This is a genomic window from Allobaculum stercoricanis DSM 13633, from assembly GCF_000384195.1.
Taxonomy (GTDB): domain Bacteria; phylum Bacillota_I; class Bacilli_A; order Erysipelotrichales; family Erysipelotrichaceae; genus Allobaculum; species Allobaculum stercoricanis.
This window is the reverse complement of sequence record NZ_KB913034.1, coordinates 1,662,124-1,682,230: the sequence shown is the minus strand read 5'-3', so window position 1 is coordinate 1,682,230 and position 20,107 is coordinate 1,662,124. Positions and strand designations below refer to the sequence as shown.

Below are 20,107 nucleotides of genomic sequence, written 5' to 3'. Positions count from 1 at the left end.
TTGATATAAGAAGTATAAGATCAAAACCAATTGGATGAATCAGTTATTGATTTGTTGAATTGGTTTTTTATTATTCATTTTTTTACACAAAACCAAGATGATGATAAACTGAGACAATATAAAAACAGATAAGAAAGGGTGAAGCATATGAGATATTACATCGCCGATTGCCATTTCTATCATTACAAGCTCAACGAACAAATGGATTGTCGTGGTTTCGAAGATGTTGAAATCATGAATGACTATATGGTGGAACAGTGGAATAAGAAAGTTCGTCGAAATGACGAAGTAGTTATTTTAGGAGATTTCTCCTGGGGGAATGCTAAACAAACTACAGAATTGTTAGAACGTCTGAATGGGAAAAAGTTTTTAATTCGCGGTAATCATGATCTTTATCTTGATGATAAAGCGTTTGATCCATCGATATTCGGCTGGATTAAAGATTATGCGGAGCTTCATGATAATCGCCGAAAAGTTGTTTTATCGCATTATCCAATGGTGTGCTATAACGGACAATATCGCGTAGATGAAAAAGGGAAACCAAAAACGTGGATGTTATATGGACATATCCACAATACGCGCGACCAAAGATTTATTGATCAATATTGCCAATACGTATCTAAACAAACACATCATCGCATCGGGACGGGCGATTTAGCAAAAGTGCCCATGCAAATGATTAATTGCTTTACAATGCGTTCAAACTATCAGCCATTAACATTAGATGAATGGATCGAGGTAGAACAAAAACGTTTAGAAAGTCTCAATATTCAATTAGACTGGTAGCAGTGACGAAATAGATCGCTGCTTTTTTATGTTGAAATTTGAGAATAGAAAAGAAAAAATAAATGTCGAAAAAATTTTTTAAAAAATATTTGCATTCAGAAAATGATGTGTTATCATATCAAAGCGTTAAGCAAAACAGATGGCGCGTTGGAGAAACGGTTAACTCACATGCCTTTCACGCATGCATTCACGGGTTCGAATCCCGTACGCGTCACCATTGAAAATAGCACCCTTCAAGTGAAAATCTTGAAGGGTTTTTTATACCCTTAGAATTCGTTCCATCAATGATCAAGGTGAAAAAACTACAGCGTTTGAATTTGTTGATTAAATGATTAGATCAAAGACGACGAAACGATTTTAGAACAATATATACGGTTATGGTGAATTGAGTTGGTGTTTTGGCTTATTAAAAATAAGAGAAACGACCGATTTGAATGCGTAAATGGAGTCAAGGGAATCTGCAAATAGAAAAAAATAAATTTTTTTAAAAAAAGTATTGCACTCCTTTTGAAACATGATATACTAACGAGGCATTCAAGCGATGAATGAAAAAAACAGATGGCGCGTTGGAGAAACGGTTAACTCACATGCCTTTCACGCATGCATTCACGGGTTCGAATCCCGTACGCGTCACCATTGAAAATAACACCCTTCAAGAATATATCTTGAAGGGTTTTTTAATGCAGTTTTGAAGAGCATTTCCTGCTTTTAAGTTCAATGGCGATGCAAGAAATGATGGTTGAATAAGAGGTTTAATGCTTTAAGAGTAGATCGTTGAAAAATGACATGACGGCTAGGTGATAGTGAGTCAAGAAAGTTAGATGGACGAAACACCATACATATCGCAAATATCGATCAAAAAAAGTCGAAGAAAATCGGATTATTCTGTTGCAAATTCAAACTGAATTGAGTAGTATGTTTAGGCATGCGTGGGAGGAAACGCAAAGATTGATAGAAAAAGATGAGAAATCATCTTCATATCATTCGAGTCGTTCCGTAAACCACAGCATAAGACCATATACAGGAGGAGAGTCTTATGGCTAAGAAAAAGAAAAAAATTACTAAAGTTGTAAAACTCCAGTTCCCTGCAGGTGGAGCTAAACCAGGTCCAGGTCTTGCAGGTGTTGGAATCAACATGCCTCAGTTCTGTAGCGCATTCAACGATGCAACTAAAGAACGTAAAGGCGACATCGTACCAGTTGTCATCACTGCTTACGAAGACAAAAGCTTTGATTTCGTATTAAAAACAACTCCAGCTGCAGCAATGCTGAAAAAAGCTGCTGGAATTTCTACAGCAAGCGGTGACCAGAAACAGGTTGCTGGAACTATTACTGTAGATCAGCTTAAAGAAATTGCTGAATACAAGATGCCAGATTTAAATGCTAATGACGTTGAAGGTGCTATGCGCATTGTTGCAGGTACTGCACGTAACATGGGCATCAAAATCACAGGATTCGAAGGATAAGGAGGACAGACCGATGGCAAAATTAAGCAAACGCTATAAAGCTGCTAAAGATCTCGTAGATCGTACAAAAATTTATACCGTTGAAGAAGCTGTTGATCTCGCTAAAAAAGCTAGCTCCGCTAAATTCGACGAAACTGTTGAAATGGCTTTCAACTTAAACGTTGACCCACGTCACGCTGACCAGCAGATCCGTGGTGCAATGGTTCTTCCTAACGGAACAGGAAAAACTCAGACTGTTGCTGTTGTTGCTGAAGGCGACAAAGCAAAAGAAGCTGAAGAAGCAGGAGCAGATTTCGTAGGCTCCGATGAACTCATCCAAAAAATCCAAGGCGGATGGTTCGAATTTGACGTTCTTATCGCTACTCCAAACATGATGGGTAAATTAGGACGTTTAGGTCGTGTACTTGGACCAAAAGGTTTAATGCCAAACCCTAAAACAGGTACAGTTACAATGGATATTGCTAACGCTGTTAACGAAGTTAAAAAAGGTAAAGTTACTTACCGCGTTGACAAAGCAGGTAACATCAATGTCCTGATCGGAAAAGTATCTTTTGAAAACGAAAAACTCGTTGAAAACTTCAACGCTGTTTACGATGTAATCAAAAAAGCTAGACCAGCTAAAGTAAAAGGTACTTACATGAAGAATCTTGTTCTTTCTACAACAATGGGTCCTGGTATCCACGTAGAAATGAAATAAGAAAGTATTTGACTTTCTAATTCTTCATCACTAATATAAGTTTGTTATCAGTATTCCATAGACAGCAACGGCTAAAATGCTTAATTATGTTGCCGAGGGATTGATCGCATTTTGAATATGCATATCAAGCCCGCTATCTTTGCGGGCTTTCTTAATCTATCTAGAGAATATTGATGCAATACAGAAAGTAGAGGAAACCTCATGAACAAAGACGTCCTTGCTCAAAAGGAAGCTGATGTTGCTGAGCTGTCTCAAAAAATCTCTGACTCTAGTTCTGTTGTTGTCGTTGAATACCGTGGCTTAACAGTTGCTGAAATCACTGAATTACGTAACAACTTACGTAAAGAAGGTGTGGACATGAAAGTGTTCAAAAACACAATTGCACAGCGTACGGTAAAACAGTTAGGCTTCGAAGCCCTGGAACCAGCTTTAAAAGGACCAAACGCACTTGTATTTGGTACTGACCAAGTTGCTCCAGCTCGTGTACTTGCTGAATTCGCAAAAACTCACGATAAACTGGTTTTAAAAAGCGGCATCGTAGATGGAGCAGTTGTTGACGAAGCAACAATCAAAACTCTTTCCAGTCTGCCAAACAAAGAAGGTATGCTGGCAAAATTTGCATCTACTTTGAATGCACCTGTAATCAAATTTGCTCTTGCTGTTAAAGCAGTTGCTGAAAGCAAAGAATAAGAGCGCGACTGCATCATTGCAGTAACCATTGGAGGAAAATAAAATGGCTAAATTAACTCAAGAAGAAATCCTTGCCTACCTCGAAGAGGCAACAATCCTTGAACTGAACGATCTTGTAAAAGCAATCGAAGATAAATTCGGTGTAGTAGCAGCTGCTGCTGTTGCTGGACCTGCTGCTGGTGCTCCAGCTGCTGACGAAGGACCAAGCGAAGTAACAGTTACATTAACTGACGTTGGTGGAACTAAAGTTGCAGTTATCAAAGCTGTACGTGAAATCACTGGTCTTGGCCTTGTTGATGCTAAGAAAATGGTTGACGGTGTTCCTGCTGTCATCAAAGAAAACATTGCTCCAGAAGAAGCTGAACAAATCAAAGAAAAACTTATGGCTGCTGGTGCAACTGTTACAATTAAGTAGTTTTAGTTTAAAATTATTTAACAATGTATATGAAAGCATGAGTGATTTCACTCATGCTTTTTTTCTGTAACCAAATCGAACGTTTTAGAAAAAAGCGCACAAAATCCCTGATGTTTTTGAAAAAATAAAATAGTAAAATTCTAGAAGGCTACTTGTGCCAGTTGTTCTGGCATGAGAGTTATTCCAAAATTTTCAAGCTTCTTTAAAGTTGATACTAACTTATTTTTGTGATTTTTCTTTTCAAAGTAATCTGAGCCTAAATCTTCATATCTCTCATTCTTTTTGAGTAGTTGCCAAATGATTTGTAATATTGCGTGTGCAACTGCAACAATAGCTCTTTTCCTTCCTCTATGTGAGGCAATCCGTTTATACATTTCTCCAAAGTAAGAATCTTTTTTCAACACAGCTGAGTGAGCACAGACAACTAAAGTACTTCTTAAGAGTTTATTTCCCTTGTTTGTTCTTCCATTCTTTCGTTTCCCAGCGCTTTCATGATTTCCAGGACATAGTCCACCCCATGAACACAAAGCTCCGCTTGTTGGAAAGCGCGACATATCTGTTCCAATGATTGAAACGATCGTTTGTGCACTCGTATCTGAAATACCAGGGATGTCTTTGATTAATTCAACTGCGTTTTCTTCTTCTTCGTTTAGATGATTTGAAATGTCGTCATTCAGTTCTTTGATGTGCGCTTCAAGTTCTGAAATATGAGTTCGAATCACTTTGATCATCTTTGCCTGAATTGGGCTGATACAACCTTGCATATCTTTGATCAATTGTTTTTTAGGTGCTTTTAATCGTTTGGAAATCAACTTTTCTGCAAGAAGTCGTTCATAAGCTTCGTCGTCAAAAATTTCGCCAGAAACAATATAGTCAAGAAGAGCTTTTCCACTCTTACCATTAATATCGGATATTGTCCCAGATAGTTTGATATTCGCTCCTTCTAACATTTTCTGAAGTCGATTCTTTTCAGCACCTAAATCAACGATCAATGATTTTCTGTATCTACATAGTTCGCGAAGTTCTCTTTGACGTCTATTTGGAATAAAACTCGGTTTAAGAAGTCCATTCATTAACAGATCAGAAATCCATTCAGCATCTTTTACATCTGTTTTTCGTCCAGGAACTTGTTTCATGTGTTGAGCATTGACAACCATTGGGTTTAAATCACAGCCTTCAAGAATATTAAAAACAGGCTTCCAATATGAAGCTGTACTTTCCATCGCTACAGCTTCGCATTGATTGGCTGTTAACCAATCCACAAGATCAAGAAGATCTTGAGTTGATGCACCAAAAGAACGAATTTCAGTAGATTGTTTCGTTCTCAAACAAGCAACCAAAATCTTTTTGTGAACATCGATACCACAACAAACCGCATATAGTCTTTCCATAATTACCTCCAAAAATAGAAAAGCGGCCGATCTTCTGCGAATTAATATTTTTTTCTACGTTCTCGAGCAGGGCGAATTATTCGTTCTGTTTCGAAACAGTCAGTGGTGCATACAGAAGATCTTCTATCAATTTTTTTTTTGCGAGATCAAATCTCAAAAAAGCAACGATCTCTTCCGCTAATTTCAGTATAGCAAGAGAAAAAAGACCGAGTGATCAAATTCACTCGGTTACATCAGGAGTGGTAGAGCCCGACTGTATGGTTATTTTTTTTACGCTTTTGCCAAACAAAGTCAAAAAAGGCAATAAAAAAAGCCGGACCAAGATCCGGCCCCCAACAAGCGAGATTTTTACCTGTACGTTTGTGCAGGTGGGCAACTTATTACAAATCTAGGATACCTTGATCAACCGCAACTGTCTTAAAAGAGAGATGCACTTTCTAGGTTTTCGACAATGACATGTAAAAATCAGTTTCCCTTATCTCAGTTGTAGGAAAAATGCATGCTTGCTAGGTGCCTTAAGTATATCAAAATGAGATTCATCTGTCATGGTTTAATGCTTATCATTGTTTGTGAACTTATGGTCAAAAAAAGAAGAGAGAATCATTATTGTTTATGCACAATGCTGCAAGAAAACTACTTGCATTTATCTTGGGGATATGTTGCCATACTAACTATGAACGAGACAAAACAATTCACACAAAAAGGAGTTAACTCAACACAAGAAGAACGATTGCTCTTTTGTGCCAAAAATGTAGATAAAACGTTTGATGGAAAACAGATTCTTTCGAATTTGAATTTAAAGATTTATGCCAATGAGCGAATTGCGCTAATGGGACCAAGTGGAAGTGGAAAGACAACGATTTTAAAAATGGTTGCCGGTCTTGTAGAACCAGATCAAGGTCATGTGAGTTCCACGCAAAATGTATCTATGGTTTTTGATGCGGATGATTTATATCGGGAATTGAGTGCATACCGCAATGTTGAACTTGGATTAGACTTTTTAAAATTCGATCGAGCAAAACGAAAAGAAAAAGTGATGCATTGGGCGCAGGAATTTTCGTGTCTTTCGTTTTTGGATCAATTAACGTCAACTTTATCAGCAGGACAAAGAAAAAGAGTGGCATTGGCACGAGCAATGATGAAAGAGCCGGATATTTTAATACTGGATGAAACATTCCCTGCACTAGATCCGGCGTTAAGACAAGAGATTATTCAAACTCTTTTAAAACTTCAAAAAGAACGAAACTTTGCTCTTGTTTTTGCTACGCATCATGAAGAGGAAGCAAAACTTTTACAAGCAAAAGTAATTGAATTTCAAGAAATATCACAATAGAGAAATCGTTTTAAAGATGAGTAAAAAGCGAGCAGAAACTAACGAAATTTAAAATAACTATCGATTGAAATAATTACAGCTCACGACGTCATAATTTGATTATAAAAGCGTAGTGGACAAAAAATTGGACGATAGACAGGAAAAAAGACAACAGAGCAATTTAAGGAGTTCTCTAGAGAATTAAAAAAGCAAAAATCACTATTGATGCCAATATAAGTTGTAAAAAGGGAAAAAAACATGCTAGAGTAACAACGGAAATCTCGAAAGATATCGCCTAATTTGGAAGAAATTGGCGATGTAATGATTTACATGACGTTTTCATCAATTTCATTGAGAAACAAGCTTGACAGATCTTTCGTATTTTTATAACCTATTCAAGCATGCAAATGGGTGGAACACCCGTTTTTTAAAGGGTTGATTATGACCCACCCGGATTCGTTTGTATGAACTATGTCGATAAGGACTCATAAAAGATAAATAAGGAGAAGCAATGCCTACAATTAATCAGTTGATTCGTAAAGGCCGCGAAACTAGCGAGAACATGTCAAAATCTCCTGCGTTAAACCGCGGTTACAACTCTTTAAAGTCCAGACCAACTACTTTGTCCAGCCCACAAAAACGTGGTGTCTGCACACGTGTCGGGACAATGACACCTAAAAAACCAAACTCTGCACTTCGTAAATACGCTCGTGTACGTTTGAGCAACGGTATGGAAGTAACAGCTTATATTCCAGGTATCGGACACAACCTTCAGGAACACTCTGTTGTACTGATTCGTGGTGGACGTGTTAAAGACCTTCCTGGTGTACGTTACCACATCATCCGCGGTACTTTAGACTGCGCTGGTGTTACAGATCGTAAACAAAGCCGTTCTTTATACGGAACTAAAAAACCTAAGAAATAGTCAATCGTGAAAGGAGAATAAAACATGCCAAGAAAAGGACATATTGCGAAAAGGGATGTATTACCTGACCCAATTTACAATTCCAAACTCGTCACTCGTTTAATCAACAAAATCATGATTGATGGAAAACGCGGGACTGCACAGAAAATTTTATACAATGCATTTGACATTGTTGAAGTAAAAACTGGAAAACAACCAATGGAAGTTTTCGAACAAGCTCTCGAAAACATCATGCCTCAACTCGAATTGAAGGTAAGACGTGTCGGTGGTGCTAACTACCAAGTACCAGTAGAAGTTAGCGACGAAAGAAGACTAACTCTTGGTTTACGTTGGTTAGTAAACTACGCAAGATTACGTAACGAAAAAACAATGGAACAGCGCCTTGCAGCTGAAATCATCGATGCTGCTAACGGAACTGGTGCTTCTGTTAAACAACGTGACAACGTTCACCGTATGGCTGAAGCAAACAAAGCATTCGCTCACTACCGTTGGTAAGATTGATTTCAATCAAATTTCACTTTGATTTGTCAATATACGCAACAACTTGCAATACTATAAATTATGGATCGCCTTGTATTTGAATAAAGGCGGCAGAAAGGATGTCGAATCATGCCAAGAGAATACTCTTTAGAAAACACTCGTAATATTGGTATCATGGCCCACATCGACGCCGGAAAAACAACAACCACTGAACGTATCCTGTTCTACACAGGTGTTAACCACAAAATTGGTGAAACACACGATGGTACATCCACAATGGACTGGATGGACCAAGAAGCAGAACGTGGTATCACAATCACATCTGCAGCAACTACTGTTCATTGGAAAGGCAACAGAATTAACATCATCGATACTCCAGGTCACGTTGACTTCACAGTTGAAGTTGAACGTTCCTTACGTGTATTAGATGGTGCTGTTACTGTTCTGGATGCTAAAGCCGGTGTTGAACCACAGACAGAAACTGTATGGCGTCAAGCTACTGAATACGGTGTACCACGTATCGTTTTCGTAAACAAAATGGACTCCACTGGTGCAGACTTCATTATGTCTTGCAACACAATCGTGGATCGTTTAGGTGCAAAATCTTGCCCAATTCAGTTACCAATCGGTGCTGAATCTACATTCGAAGGTGTCGTAGATATCATCGAACGTAAAGCTATCTACAACAAAGGTGATAAAGGCGTTATCATCGAAGAAGGACCAGTACCTGCAGATTTAGTTGATCAAATGGAAGAATATCGTCTCCAACTCTGCGAATACTTAGCAGATTATGACGAAGAATTCATGATGCAAGTACTTGAAGGTGAAGAACCTTCTATCGAAGAAATTAAACGTGTTTTACGTATCGCAGTATGTACAGGTGAATTCTTCCCAGTACTTTGCGGTTCCGCTTATAAAGACAAAGGTGTTCAACCAATGTTGGATGCTGTTCTTGCTTACTTACCAAGCCCATTGGATGTACCAGCAATCTCAGGTACATTACCAAACGGTGACAGCGCAGAACGTATCCCAGCAGATGATCAACCATTTGCTGCTCTTGCCTTCAAAGTTATGACAGATAAATACGTAGGTAAATTAACATTCTTCCGTGTTTACTCTGGTGTAGCTGACTCTGGAAGCTATGTATTGAACTCTTCCAAAGATACAAAAGAACGTTTTGGTCGTATCATGCAGATGCACGCCAACAACCGTAACGAAATCCCATGCGTATACGCAGGTGATATCGCTGCTGCTGTAGGTTTGAAAAATACAACAACTGGTGATACTTTATGTGATCTTGATCACCCAATTATTCTTGAAAAAATGCAGTTCCCTGAACCAGTTATCGAACTGTCTCTTGAACCAAGAACAAAAGCTGACCAAGACAAAATGGGTCTTGCCCTTGCAAAACTTGCTGAAGAAGACCCAACTTTCAAAACTTACACAAACAAAGAAACTGGACAAACAATCATCGCTGGTGTTGGTGAACTTCAGTTAGACGTTCTTGTTGAACGTTTACGCCGTGAATTCAACGTTGATGCGAAGATTGGTAAACCTCAAGTTGCTTACCGTGAAACATTACGCAAAGCTGCGGAATGTGAAGGTAAATACATCCGTCAGTCTGGTGGTAAAGGTCAATACGGTCACGTATGGATCAAATTCGAACCAAACGAAGAAGGTAAAGGTTACGAATTCGTTGATGCAATCGTTGGTGGTTCCGTTCCACGTGAATACATCAAACCAACTAACGAAGGTCTCCAAGATGCTCTTGAAAAAGGTGTAATCGCTGGTTACCCAATGATCGACGTTAAAGCAACTCTCTTCGACGGAAGCTACCATGATGTCGACTCTTCTGAACAGGCTTATAAAATTGCTGCTTCTATGGCTTTACGTGAAGCTGCTAAAAAATGTAACCCAGTTCTTCTTGAGCCAATCATGTTAGTTGAAGTTACTGCACCATCTGAATACCTTGGTTCAGTAATGGGTGACGCGTCCAGCCGTCGTGGTCAAATCACAGATCAGGAAGAACGTGGTAACGCAACAATCGTTCGTGCTCACGTACCACTTGCTGAAATGTTCGGATATGTTACTGACTTACGTTCCTTCACACAAGGACGTGGTAACTACTCCATGAAATTCGACCACTATGCAGAAGTACCAAAAAATATCTCTGAAAAGATTATTGCTGAAAACGGTAAGTAATCTTTGAAGATACACCATTTGTGAAACGGAAATATTTCCGTTTCATAGATGGAATCTGATTCAATTTTCGATTTAGAATGTTAGAATTAGATTGCGATTAGGAGTCGCGAAAAAACAAGTGCACCGACAACTTGTTTTGGATAGAAGTATCGTCGGTAAGTTGATTTTGATATGCGAATATCATAAAATAGACACAGTCTGAAATTAACTCTAGGAGGATATAATGGCTAAGGAAAAATTTGACAGAAGTAAAACCCATGTCAACATTGGTACAATCGGCCACGTTGACCACGGAAAAACTACTCTGACTGCAGCTATTACCACTGTACTTTCCGGTAAAGGTATGGCTCAGAAAACTGATTACGATCAAATCGATGGTGCACCAGAAGAAAAAGCTCGTGGTATCACCATCAACACTGCTCACGTTGAATACCAGACAGACAAACGTCACTATGCACACGTTGACTGCCCAGGGCACGCTGACTACATCAAAAACATGATCACTGGTGCAGCTCAGATGGATGGTGCTATCCTTGTTGTTGCTGCTACTGACGGTCCAATGCCTCAAACACGTGAACACATCTTACTTGCTCGTCAGGTAGGTGTACCAAAAATGGTAGTATTCTTAAACAAATGCGACATGGTTGATGACGAAGAATTAATTGACCTTGTTGAAATGGAAGTTCGTGACTTACTTGGTGAGTACGATTTCGACGCAGACAACACTCCAATTATCCGCGGTTCCGCTCTTCAAGCAATCGCTGGCGATCCAAAATGGGTTCCTGCAATTGAAGAATTAATGGATGCTGTAGATAGCTGGATTGATGACCCAGTTCGTGACGTAGATAAACCATTCTTAATGGCTGTCGAAGACGTTATGACTATTTCTGGACGTGGTACAGTAGCTACTGGACGTGTTGAACGTGGTACTGCTCACCTTTCTGACAACATCGAAATCGTTGGTATCAAACCAACTCGTACATCTGTATTAACAGGTCTTGAAATGTTCCACAAACAGTTAGACGAAGCTCGTGCTGGTGACAACATCGGTGCATTACTCCGTGGTGTTTCCCGTGACGAAATCCAACGTGGACAAGTTCTTGCTAAACCAGGTTCCGTACACCCACACACAAAATTCAAAGCTGCAGTTTATGTACTGAGCAAAGAAGAAGGTGGACGTCACACTCCATTCGTTTCTAACTACCGTCCTCAGTTCTACTTCCGTACAACTGACGTAACTGGTGTAATCACATTACCAGAAGGTGTTGAAATGGTTATGCCAGGTGACAACATCGAAATGAACGTTGAACTGATTGCTCCAATCGCAATCGAAAACGGTACTACATTCTCCATCCGTGAAGGTGGACACACTGTAGGTGCTGGTAACGTTACAGAAATCTTCGAATAATCGAACGATTGATATTGTTATCTAAAAATCAAGCTACTGGATATCCAGTAGCTTTTTTTGATGTTTGAAGAATTTTTCAAACTTTTTTTAGAGATGATGGATTAGACAGAATAATTGGTTCAAAAATTAAAGCACAATACGAGTAAACCATATGTGCGTTATGCAAATGGCATACATGAGACCAAATATAAGCATCGTTCGTAGTTCATATTGTCAATATAAAGCATCACGTTTTGTGTACTAAGGAAATTTGTCTTTACAAAAATGTTCTTCTAGATAGAATGTTCAAATTTAACGAAAAATGAAATGGATAGTATGTAAAAGGTAAAGAAAAACAATTTTCATAATGTAAAGAAGATATATAGATGAAATTTATATACTTTAAATCATGTGATTTTTTAGCATTTCTATCGCTTGTTTTTCAATGTAAACGGTTGTGAAACAAATGTAACACGCAAAAGGGCCTGTACATTAAACAAAAAAACGACAAACGTATTGTATTAAAAGACGGATTGCCTTTTTCTCAAGAAAAAATAGAAAAATTATGTGATAATGGTCAACGAAAGGAGTGTTTGATTATGTCTTCAAACAAAGGGAACTCTGCAGCTGCTGAAGCAAAAAAGATTAGCGCGACTACCCTTTCGTTTATGGCTTTCTCCACAGTTTGGGGTTTTGGGAACGTCGTAAACGGTTTTGCATATTTCAACGGTTTACAGGTAATCTTCTCATGGATCATGATGTTTGCTCTGTATTTCGTACCATATGCATTAATGGTTGGTGAACTTGGATCGGCATTTAAAAATGCCGGTGGTGGTGTTACCAGCTGGATTTTAGAAACTTCAAATCCAAAATTAGCTTATTACGCTGGATATACTTATTGGGTTGTTCATATCCCATATATCGCTTCTAAAGGAAGTGGTGGTCTTAAAGCGTTAGCTTGGACTTTCTTAGTTAACGATTGGTATGACTCTTTACCAGCATGGCAAGTACAGCTTGCTACAGGATGCGTATTCGTATTCTTCTTATGGGTTGCATCTCGAGGTTTGCAACCTTTAAAAGTTTTAACTTCTCTTGCCGGAACAAGTATGTTCGTCATGTCCTTACTTTATGTAGTTATGATGCTTGCTGCTCCAGCAATTAACCCAACGGCTTCTTTTGTACCCCTCGATTGGAGCTGGGAAAACTTAATCCCACAATTTAACGTGCAATACTTCACATCATTATCAATTCTTGTCTTCGCAGTTGGTGGATGTGAAAAAATTTCTCCTTATGTAAATAAGGTAAATAACCCAGGTAAAGACTTCCCTAAAGGAATGATCTCTTTAGCAATCATGGTTATGGTTTGTGCTATTTTAGGTACAATCGCTATGGGTATGATGGTACCACCAGAAGAAATCGTTGGTGAAGCTCAACAGCACTTTATCGCTAACGGTGCATACATTGCATTCCAAAGATTAGGCGAATATTATCATGTAGGTAATTCTTTAGCTGTTGTCTATGGTGCATGTAACGCAATTGGACAGTTCTCCACTCTGGTACTTTCTATTGACGCACCATTACGTATGTTATTGGATGATGAATCTGCACGTCAGTTCGTTCCAAAAGGATTACTCAAACAAAACAAATACGGTGCTTACACAAACGGTATCTTAATGATCGGTGTTCTTTCCGGTTCTATCATTGCTGTTCAATTATTAGGTAAAGGTGCAGCTGACATTATTTCTTGGCTGAACAAATTGAACTCTGTATGTATGCCAATGCGTTACTTATGGGTATTCTTGGCTTACATCTTATTACGCAGTGCGGTTCCTGGAAAATTCAATAGCGAATATGTTTTCGTTAAAAACAAAGCAATCGCAGTTTCTGCCGGTGTATGGTGCTTCTTCGTTACTGCTGCATGCTGTATCTTAGGTGTGTATGTAGAAGGCGACGTTTTACGTACAGTATTGAACATCATCATGCCTTTCGCATTACTTGCTTTAGGTCTGATCATGCCTGCTATCCGTAAAGCACAAGATGCTGCTGGTAAATAATTTTACGAATTAGATTTGAATGAATACGCGTTGAAAAATTTTGACGCGTATTTTTTTTGAGTGTTCAATGAAGTTCGTTAGAAAAACAGCTTTTTATTCGAAAATAATCAATACAAATTAATATGAAAACATTGCATCACATCTGATCAATAAATGAGAATGTGATACAGTTTATTCGGAGGTAATTCTATGTCTTATTTAGATTTTTGCCAAAATATGACGCAGTTTATTCAAAACTGCCCAAGTATGTTTCACTCAGTAGCAACAATTGAAAAAGAACTACAAGCGAAAAATTATACTTTATTAAAAGAAAAAGAAGCTTGGAATATTGAACCAGGCCACGGATACTACGTGATCCGTAACAACAGTTCCATCTGTGCATTCTATGTTCCACAAGAAATCACAGATTACCACTTTCAGATCAGTGCTTCTCACTCTGATTCTCCGACTTATAAAATTAAAGCTATTCCAGAATATAAAGGACCAGAACCTTATGTTCGTTTAGATGTAGAAGCATACGGTGGAATGATCGATTCAACTTGGTTTGACCGCCCATTAACTATTGCCGGACGTGTTCTTGTTGAAACAGATAAAGGTTTAGAAAACCGTTTATTGTATATCGATCGTGACATCTTAATGATTCCTAACGTTTGCATCCACTTTAACCGTCAAGTTAATGATGGTTATTCTTACAACCGTGCCGTTGACCTTCCTCCAATGCTTTCAGCTGGAGAAATGAAAAAAGGTTCCTTTGATGAAATGGTCGCTAAAGAATTAGGTGTCGAAGTTTCTGCAATTCGTGGAAAAGACTTATTCTTAGTGAACCGTCAAAACGGCCTTGTTTGGGGTTATGAAAACGAATTCGTTTCTTCTCCAAAATTAGATGACCTCGAATGTGCATATTCCACATTACAAGGATTCTTAGATGCAGATCATACAAAGAAAGTTGACGTTTACGTTTGCTTCGACAACGAAGAAGTTGGATCCAACACAAAACAAGGTGCAATGTCTACTTTCTTAAAAGACACTTTAAAACGTGTGAATGCTGCTTTAGGCAAAACAAGTGAAGAATATTACCGTGCTGTTTCTGGTTCTTTCTTGGTTTCTGCTGACAATGGTCATGCATTACATCCAAACCACCCAGAGAAAAACGATCCAGCCAACACTGTATTTATGAACCAAGGACCTATCATTAAAGAATCCGCAAACCAAAAATATACAACAGACGGTTTCTCTCGTGCTGTCTTTGCTTCAATCTGCAAAAAAGCGAATGTTCCATTCCAATGCTTTGCTAACCGTTCAGATATTGTAGGTGGCTCTACATTGGGTAACTTATCCAATACACAAGTTTCTGTTCATGCAGTAGATACTGGCTTGGCTCAGCTTGCGATGCACTCTTCTTTCGAAACAGGTGGCGCAAAAGACCCATATTACTTATATGAAGCATTAAAAGAATTCTATAACACAAATATCATCATCGATGGTGCTGATACGGTGACATTCGACTAATGCAATTCTTTACTCCCCAATGGAATACGAGAACTCTTCAAAAGAAGGCGATGCCTTTAGTTGAGGATGCAGATTATAACCGTGCTTTTGGTCAAATCGACAAGATGAACGAAAGCGTCGGGATGAAACATCTTTTGATCAACTGGGTGACCGATCTTCGTTTAGAAGATAAAAATATTCCAGATAAATTATTATCCAGAAAAAAATCAGTTTCCTTTTTAGATAGCGTTCGTCAAACAACGCAGACGGATATGACGAATTTCCGTTTGTCCGGAATGATCATGATGATTACAGGATCTTTGTTCTGTATGTTCATCAAAGCATGGATGACTGAGAACTACTTAGTAAATTTCTCAATCGATGCCTTAATTGGTGTAGCTGCTGGAGCGATCTTCATCTTGAATCTTGGCAGCCAAATGCGTACGGTCGGCTATTATGGAAAGACGCTCGATTTCTTTTTAATGGATGGAGCGATCTTCGTTTTATGGTTTTTACTGATGATGATGATTGAAGCGTTTGATTTTTCATTGCTTTTATTCTTAATCGTCTATTTTCTACAAAAGAAAAGATTTGAGAAAATGCAAAAGGAATTTTTGAGTAATAACCAAATTGTATTGCATTAATCAGCTACCAGTCCTTATCCTTCTCTATATAGTTGTTTTAGGGACAGGAAAGCTTAATAATTTGTTCAATATAGAAATATCGCGAACTTGCGAATTATAGCGCTACAAAGTCAAGAAAGCCTGGATTATTTCCAGGCTATTTTTTATGGGCAAAACAAGGATGATTAAGGAAAAAATGTGTGATTTAAAAAAATATAAAAAATAGATTGAAAACATGACAAATTTGGGTAAAATGGTCTGCGGTAAACATCGAAATAGCCCACTCAAACATGAAATGAGCGTGAATTGACCAACTTAGATTGCAAGATCGCTAGATTGGCCAGATTCATATAGCATGTCGACTAAAACCAAAGAGATACGACGTAAGAAACATCTCAAATCCACTTTCAAGACGTCTTTTGTGAAATAAGACAAAAGAGTTTGAAAGAAACGCTTACAAAGTTTTGAAATAAATTTCAAAAACGACAGAGCCCAGTTCGGCTTTAGATTTCGTGTTTTTGAAGAAATTCTTTTTAAAAATAAGAAAAATAACCTTGCATCGAGTGTTCTATAATGCTAGAATACTCAAGCACTGCGAGGAAGTGCGAGGTTGCTGACCCACTGAATAGCGTTGTCATGGAATGGGCCAGGTAATTCGCATGGAGCATGTTTATCAAGAATAAACGAAAGGAGTAACCATGGCAAAAAACACAATGAGAATCCGCTTGAAAGCGTATGAGCACCGCATCTTAGACGAAAGTGCAAAGAAAATCGTCGAAGCAGCTCAGAAGCATGGCGCTAAAAAGGTTGTTGGACCTGTACCTCTGCCAACAGAAAAACAGGTTGTGACTATCCTTCGCGCTGTACACAAGTACAAAGATTCCCGTGAACAATTCGAAATTCGCACACATAAACGTTTAATCGAAATTGTTGCACCGGATAAAGAAACTATCGATGCATTACAGAGACTAGAATTGCCTAGTGGCGTAGACATCGAAATCAAACTTTAATGGAGGAAGTCATCGTGAAAGGTTTGTTAGGAAGAAAGTTAGGGATGACTCAGGTCTTCACAGAAGATGGCTTGCTAATTCCTGTAACTGTAATCGAAGCCGAACCAAACGTTGTTCTGCAAGTAAAAACAGAAGCTACTGACGGATACAACGCTGTACAGCTCGGATTCGAAGATGTAAAAGAAAAAAATTCGACAAAACCTGAGATCGGACATGCTAAAAAAGCAGGTACCGCTCCAAAACGTTTTGTCAAAGAAGTACGCAACTGCGACCTGGACGTTAAAGCAGGCGACACGGTTGGCGTAGATATCTTTGCTGCTGGAGAACAAGTTGACGTAATCGGCACATCCAAAGGTAAAGGTTACATGGGTACTATTTACCGCAACAATGCGCACCAAGGCCCAAAATCCCACGGTGGATCTAAGAACATCCGTCACATCGGTTCTCTTGCCACTAACGGTATTACTTCCCGTCAGGGACGCATCATGAAAGGCACATGCATGCCTGGTCATGAAGGTCACAAACGCACTACTGCTCCAAACTTGACCGTTATCAAAGTTGATACAGAAAACAACTACGTTCTTGTAAAAGGAAATGTTCCAGGACCTAAAAAAGGAATGGTCATGATCCGCACTGCTAAAACAAGCAAAGGTGACAAGGCTCCAGTTGTTCTGATCGACAGAACTGCTAAAGAGGAGGTCACTGAATAATGGCACTCATCGACGTATTAAACCAAAAAGGTGAAGTCATCAGACAATATGATCTGAACGACGACATCTTCGGTATCGAACCACATAAAGATGCTCTGTATGAAGCAGTTAAAATGCAACAAGCAGGTAAGCATCAAGGAACTCACGCTGTAAAAGGTCGCTCCCAGGTTGCTGGTGGGGGACGTAAACCATACCGTCAAAAAGGTACTGGTCGTGCACGTCAAGGTTCTATCCGTGCTGCACAACATCGCGGCGGCGGAATCGTATTTGGTCCAACTCCAAGAGACTATGCTTATAGAATCAATAAGAAAGTTCGCAGACTTGCCCTTAAATCTGCTCTTTCCGCTAAAGTTCTTGAAAAAGAATTTGGATTATTAGACCAAATCGCACTTGAAGCACCAAAAACAAAAGAATTTAACGCAATCGTTGATGCAATCAACGCGCCAAGCAAAACTCTGTTTGTTATTGGTATGGATGAAGCTTGCACAGATAACATTTATCTTTCCGCTCGTAACATCCCAGATGTAATGGTGATGAATTCTAAAGCCATCAACGTTTACGATCTGTTAAATGCTAATCATGTTGTTATGACAGAAACAGCAGTTAAAGAAGTAGAGGAGGCCCTCGCATAATGAAAGACTACAGAGACGTTATCATCCGCCCGGTGATCACAGAAGAATCTGTATCCGCAATGGATGGCCTGAGAAAATATACATTCGAAGTTCCTACTAAAGTGAACAAAATCGAAGTGAGACAGGCTGTTGAAAACCTGTTCGACGTTCAAGTCGAAAAAGTCAACATCGTAAATACTGCAGACAAACCAAAACGTTTCGGACGTTGGATGTCAACAAAACACGGTTTCAAAAAAGCAATCGTTACATTGAAAGAAAACAACAGTATTGACATTTTCGGGGAAGAAGAATAGTTCCCATCAGGGAGAAGACGCTATTTCCTGACTAAATATCGCGAATGAGAGGAGAAAAAGTTTATGCCTATTAAAAAGTATAAACCGACTACACCTGGCCGCCGCGGCATGTCTGGATTAACTTTTGAAGAAATTACAAAAACAACTCCAGAACGTAGCTTGACTGCTCCACTGAATTCTAAAGGTGGACGTAACAACACTGGTCGCATCACTACACGTCATCAAGGCGGTGGTCATAAGAGAACTTACCGTATTATCGATTTCAAACGAAATAAAGATAATATCCCAGCAAAAGTAACAGCTATTGAGTACGACCCAAACCGTACTTGCAACATCGCATTATTAACTTATGCAGATGGTGAAAAACGCTACATCTTAGCTCCAAAAGGCTTAGAAGTAGGAACTAAAGTAATTTCCGGTGTGGAAGCTGATATCAAAACAGGTAACGCTTGCGAACTTCGCAACATGCCTGAAGGTACAACAGTACACAACGTTGAATTAAAACCTGGTAAAGGTGGCCAGATGGCAAGAGCTGCTGGTGCATCTGCTCAGATTTTAGGTATTGAAGAAAAATATGTAACTCTTCGTTTAACTTCTGGTGAAGTACGTAAAGTTCTTGGAACTTGCCGTGCTACAGTCGGAACAGTTGGTAACGAAGACCACAGCCTGGTTAACTTAGGTAAAGCAGGTAGAACTCGTTGGAAAGGTATCCGCCCAACAGTACGTGGTTCTGTTATGAACCCTAACGATCACCCACATGGTGGTGGTGAAGGCCGCACACCTATCGGACGTAAGTCTCCAATGACTCCATGGGGCAAAAAAGCTCTTGGCGTTAAGACTCGTGATAAGAAGAAAGCTTCTAATAAATTAATCGTCCGCAGAAGAAACGGTAAATAGGACAAGGAGAACGTTGAAATGAGTCGTAGTTTGAAAAAAGGGCCATTTATTGATGAGCACTTGATGAAAAAAGTACAGGCTTTGAACGCTTCCAGCAAAAGAGAAGTTGTAAAAACTTGGAGCCGCCGTTCAACAATCTTCCCTGAATTTGTTGAACACACATTTGCCGTTTACAACGGTAAAGAACACGTACCAGTGTACGTAACAGAAGATATGGTTGGACACAAACTCGGTGAGTTCGTTCCAACTCGTAAATATACCGGACATGCATCCGATGACAAGAAAGGCAGAAAATAGGAGGTTACTATGGAAGCAAGAGCAACTGCAAAAACACTTCGCATTCAGCCTCGTAAAGCAAGACTTGTTCTGGATCTTATCCGTGGTAAAGATGTTGTAGAAGCTGCAGCTATTTGCAAATTCTTACCTAACAAAGGTGGAGAAATGGTTGGTGCTGTACTTAAAAGTGCAGTAGCAAACGCAGTGAACAACCACGAAATGAATGAAGACGCACTTTACGTCAAAGAATGCTATGCAAACGAAGGCGCCACAATGAAGCGCTTTATGCCTCGCGCTAAAGGAAGCGCAAGCCCAATTAACAAACGTACAAGTCACATCACAGTAGTTGTGGCTGAAAAGGAATAGGAGGATCA

21 protein-coding genes, 2 tRNA genes and 1 other annotated feature are annotated in these 20,107 nt (G+C 39.1%); of the genes, 22 read left to right on the top strand and 1 reads right to left on the bottom strand.

Annotated elements, in window-relative coordinates; translation table 11 throughout:
• Positions 1-147 precede the first annotated feature (147 nt).
• The 7 genes from ALLST_RS0107810 to rplL all read left to right on the top strand — a co-directional run bounded on the left by ALLST_RS0107810 (position 148) and on the right by rplL (position 4,053).
• Positions 148-786 carry a metallophosphoesterase gene (locus tag ALLST_RS0107810; RefSeq protein WP_019893596.1) on the top strand — a complete coding sequence of 213 codons (639 nt, stop codon included), beginning with the start codon at positions 148-150 and terminating at the stop codon, positions 784-786.
• Between the two features lie 141 nt (positions 787-927).
• Positions 928-1,003, top strand: a tRNA-Glu gene (locus ALLST_RS0107805).
• Positions 1,004-1,346: 343 nt separating this feature from the next.
• Positions 1,347-1,422 (top strand) — tRNA-Glu (locus ALLST_RS0107800).
• A gap of 400 nt (positions 1,423-1,822) precedes the next feature.
• Positions 1,823-2,251 carry a 50S ribosomal protein L11 gene (gene rplK / locus ALLST_RS0107795; protein ID WP_019893595.1) on the top strand — a complete coding sequence of 143 codons (429 nt, stop codon included), beginning with the start codon at positions 1,823-1,825 and terminating at the stop codon, positions 2,249-2,251.
• Positions 2,252-2,264: 13 nt separating this feature from the next.
• Positions 2,265-2,948, top strand: a complete 684-nt coding sequence (rplA, locus tag ALLST_RS0107790; RefSeq protein WP_019893594.1) for a 50S ribosomal protein L1 — start codon at positions 2,265-2,267, stop codon at positions 2,946-2,948.
• Positions 2,949-2,985: 37 nt separating this feature from the next.
• Positions 2,986-3,110, top strand: a sequence feature (ribosomal protein L10 leader region).
• 39 nt (positions 3,111-3,149) lie between these two features.
• Positions 3,150-3,638, top strand: coding sequence for a 50S ribosomal protein L10 (gene rplJ / locus ALLST_RS0107785; RefSeq protein WP_019893593.1), 489 nt, complete (start codon positions 3,150-3,152; stop codon positions 3,636-3,638).
• A gap of 43 nt (positions 3,639-3,681) precedes the next feature.
• Positions 3,682-4,053, top strand: coding sequence for a 50S ribosomal protein L7/L12 (rplL, locus tag ALLST_RS0107780; protein ID WP_019893592.1), 372 nt, complete (start codon positions 3,682-3,684; stop codon positions 4,051-4,053).
• Between the two features lie 140 nt (positions 4,054-4,193).
• On the opposite strand, the gene ALLST_RS0107775 is transcribed toward rplL, so the two are convergent.
• On the bottom strand, positions 4,194-5,444 hold the full coding sequence (locus ALLST_RS0107775) for an IS110 family RNA-guided transposase (RefSeq protein WP_019893591.1): 1,251 nt from the start codon (positions 5,442-5,444) through the stop codon (positions 4,194-4,196).
• Between the two features lie 529 nt (positions 5,445-5,973).
• Here ALLST_RS0107775 and ALLST_RS0107770 point away from each other — a divergent pair.
• The 15 genes from ALLST_RS0107770 (at position 5,974) to rplV (ending at position 20,099) form a co-directional block, all read left to right on the top strand.
• On the top strand, positions 5,974-6,777 hold the full coding sequence (locus ALLST_RS0107770) for an ATP-binding cassette domain-containing protein (RefSeq protein WP_169336060.1): 804 nt from the start codon (positions 5,974-5,976) through the stop codon (positions 6,775-6,777).
• Positions 6,778-7,267: 490 nt separating this feature from the next.
• Positions 7,268-7,681 (top strand): 30S ribosomal protein S12, encoded by a 414-nt coding sequence (gene rpsL / locus ALLST_RS0107765; protein WP_019893588.1) that lies wholly within the window; start codon positions 7,268-7,270, stop codon positions 7,679-7,681.
• A gap of 24 nt (positions 7,682-7,705) precedes the next feature.
• Positions 7,706-8,176, top strand: a complete 471-nt coding sequence (gene rpsG / locus ALLST_RS0107760; protein ID WP_019893587.1) for a 30S ribosomal protein S7 — start codon at positions 7,706-7,708, stop codon at positions 8,174-8,176.
• Positions 8,177-8,290: 114 nt separating this feature from the next.
• The gene (fusA, locus tag ALLST_RS0107755) at positions 8,291-10,363 is read left to right on the top strand and encodes an elongation factor G (RefSeq protein WP_019893586.1); all 2,073 of its coding nucleotides are present in this window, start codon (positions 8,291-8,293) and stop codon (positions 10,361-10,363) included.
• Between the two features lie 223 nt (positions 10,364-10,586).
• Complete coding sequence (tuf, locus tag ALLST_RS0107750) at positions 10,587-11,771, top strand: elongation factor Tu (RefSeq protein ID WP_019893585.1); 1,185 nt, start codon at positions 10,587-10,589, stop codon at positions 11,769-11,771.
• A 578-nt stretch (positions 11,772-12,349) separates the two neighbouring features.
• Positions 12,350-13,804, top strand: coding sequence for an APC family permease (locus ALLST_RS0107745; protein ID WP_019893584.1), 1,455 nt, complete (start codon positions 12,350-12,352; stop codon positions 13,802-13,804).
• 189 nt (positions 13,805-13,993) lie between these two features.
• Complete coding sequence (locus ALLST_RS0107740) at positions 13,994-15,313, top strand: M18 family aminopeptidase (RefSeq protein WP_019893583.1); 1,320 nt, start codon at positions 13,994-13,996, stop codon at positions 15,311-15,313.
• A 50-nt stretch (positions 15,314-15,363) separates the two neighbouring features.
• The gene (locus tag ALLST_RS0107735; protein WP_019893582.1) at positions 15,364-15,936 is read left to right on the top strand and encodes a hypothetical protein; all 573 of its coding nucleotides are present in this window, start codon (positions 15,364-15,366) and stop codon (positions 15,934-15,936) included.
• Positions 15,937-16,613: 677 nt separating this feature from the next.
• Positions 16,614-16,925 (top strand): 30S ribosomal protein S10, encoded by a 312-nt coding sequence (rpsJ, locus tag ALLST_RS0107730; protein ID WP_019893581.1) that lies wholly within the window; start codon positions 16,614-16,616, stop codon positions 16,923-16,925.
• A gap of 14 nt (positions 16,926-16,939) precedes the next feature.
• Positions 16,940-17,635, top strand: a complete 696-nt coding sequence (rplC, locus tag ALLST_RS0107725) for a 50S ribosomal protein L3 (protein ID WP_019893580.1) — start codon at positions 16,940-16,942, stop codon at positions 17,633-17,635.
• A complete protein-coding gene (rplD, locus tag ALLST_RS0107720; RefSeq protein ID WP_019893579.1) occupies positions 17,635-18,267 on the top strand; it encodes a 50S ribosomal protein L4 in 633 nt (210 codons plus the stop codon). Before rplC ends, rplD begins: the two co-directional genes overlap by 1 nt.
• Positions 18,267-18,560 carry a 50S ribosomal protein L23 gene (gene rplW, locus ALLST_RS0107715; protein ID WP_019893578.1) on the top strand — a complete coding sequence of 98 codons (294 nt, stop codon included), beginning with the start codon at positions 18,267-18,269 and terminating at the stop codon, positions 18,558-18,560. Before rplD ends, rplW begins: the two co-directional genes overlap by 1 nt.
• A 63-nt stretch (positions 18,561-18,623) precedes the next feature.
• Positions 18,624-19,457: a 50S ribosomal protein L2 gene (rplB, locus tag ALLST_RS0107710; RefSeq protein ID WP_019893576.1), complete on the top strand. Its 834-nt coding sequence runs from the start codon at positions 18,624-18,626 to the stop codon at positions 19,455-19,457.
• An 18-nt stretch (positions 19,458-19,475) separates the two neighbouring features.
• The gene (rpsS, locus tag ALLST_RS0107705; RefSeq protein ID WP_019893575.1) at positions 19,476-19,754 is read left to right on the top strand and encodes a 30S ribosomal protein S19; all 279 of its coding nucleotides are present in this window, start codon (positions 19,476-19,478) and stop codon (positions 19,752-19,754) included.
• 9 nt (positions 19,755-19,763) lie between these two features.
• The gene (gene rplV / locus ALLST_RS0107700; protein WP_019893574.1) at positions 19,764-20,099 is read left to right on the top strand and encodes a 50S ribosomal protein L22; all 336 of its coding nucleotides are present in this window, start codon (positions 19,764-19,766) and stop codon (positions 20,097-20,099) included.
• The last annotated feature ends 8 nt before the right edge of the window (positions 20,100-20,107 follow it).

What these genes read in the sequence shown, in the direction of transcription:
- ALLST_RS0107810 (WP_019893596.1), top strand. Translation starts at nt 148, where the DNA reads ATGAGATATTACATCGCCGATTGCCATTTCTATCATTACAAGCTCAAC.
- rplK (WP_019893595.1), top strand. Translation starts at nt 1,823, where the DNA reads ATGGCTAAGAAAAAGAAAAAAATTACTAAAGTTGTAAAACTCCAGTTC.
- rplA (WP_019893594.1), top strand. Translation starts at nt 2,265, where the DNA reads ATGGCAAAATTAAGCAAACGCTATAAAGCTGCTAAAGATCTCGTAGAT.
- rplJ (WP_019893593.1), top strand. Translation starts at nt 3,150, where the DNA reads ATGAACAAAGACGTCCTTGCTCAAAAGGAAGCTGATGTTGCTGAGCTG.
- rplL (WP_019893592.1), top strand. Translation starts at nt 3,682, where the DNA reads ATGGCTAAATTAACTCAAGAAGAAATCCTTGCCTACCTCGAAGAGGCA.
- ALLST_RS0107775 (WP_019893591.1), bottom strand. Translation starts at nt 5,444, where the DNA reads ATGGAAAGACTATATGCGGTTTGTTGTGGTATCGATGTTCACAAAAAG.
- ALLST_RS0107770 (WP_169336060.1), top strand. Translation starts at nt 5,974, where the DNA reads ATGAGATTCATCTGTCATGGTTTAATGCTTATCATTGTTTGTGAACTT.
- rpsL (WP_019893588.1), top strand. Translation starts at nt 7,268, where the DNA reads ATGCCTACAATTAATCAGTTGATTCGTAAAGGCCGCGAAACTAGCGAG.
- rpsG (WP_019893587.1), top strand. Translation starts at nt 7,706, where the DNA reads ATGCCAAGAAAAGGACATATTGCGAAAAGGGATGTATTACCTGACCCA.
- fusA (WP_019893586.1), top strand. Translation starts at nt 8,291, where the DNA reads ATGCCAAGAGAATACTCTTTAGAAAACACTCGTAATATTGGTATCATG.
- tuf (WP_019893585.1), top strand. Translation starts at nt 10,587, where the DNA reads ATGGCTAAGGAAAAATTTGACAGAAGTAAAACCCATGTCAACATTGGT.
- ALLST_RS0107745 (WP_019893584.1), top strand. Translation starts at nt 12,350, where the DNA reads ATGTCTTCAAACAAAGGGAACTCTGCAGCTGCTGAAGCAAAAAAGATT.
- ALLST_RS0107740 (WP_019893583.1), top strand. Translation starts at nt 13,994, where the DNA reads ATGTCTTATTTAGATTTTTGCCAAAATATGACGCAGTTTATTCAAAAC.
- ALLST_RS0107735 (WP_019893582.1), top strand. Translation starts at nt 15,364, where the DNA reads ATGCCTTTAGTTGAGGATGCAGATTATAACCGTGCTTTTGGTCAAATC.
- rpsJ (WP_019893581.1), top strand. Translation starts at nt 16,614, where the DNA reads ATGGCAAAAAACACAATGAGAATCCGCTTGAAAGCGTATGAGCACCGC.
- rplD (WP_019893579.1), top strand. Translation starts at nt 17,635, where the DNA reads ATGGCACTCATCGACGTATTAAACCAAAAAGGTGAAGTCATCAGACAA.
- rplW (WP_019893578.1), top strand. Translation starts at nt 18,267, where the DNA reads ATGAAAGACTACAGAGACGTTATCATCCGCCCGGTGATCACAGAAGAA.
- rplB (WP_019893576.1), top strand. Translation starts at nt 18,624, where the DNA reads ATGCCTATTAAAAAGTATAAACCGACTACACCTGGCCGCCGCGGCATG.
- rpsS (WP_019893575.1), top strand. Translation starts at nt 19,476, where the DNA reads ATGAGTCGTAGTTTGAAAAAAGGGCCATTTATTGATGAGCACTTGATG.
- rplV (WP_019893574.1), top strand. Translation starts at nt 19,764, where the DNA reads ATGGAAGCAAGAGCAACTGCAAAAACACTTCGCATTCAGCCTCGTAAA.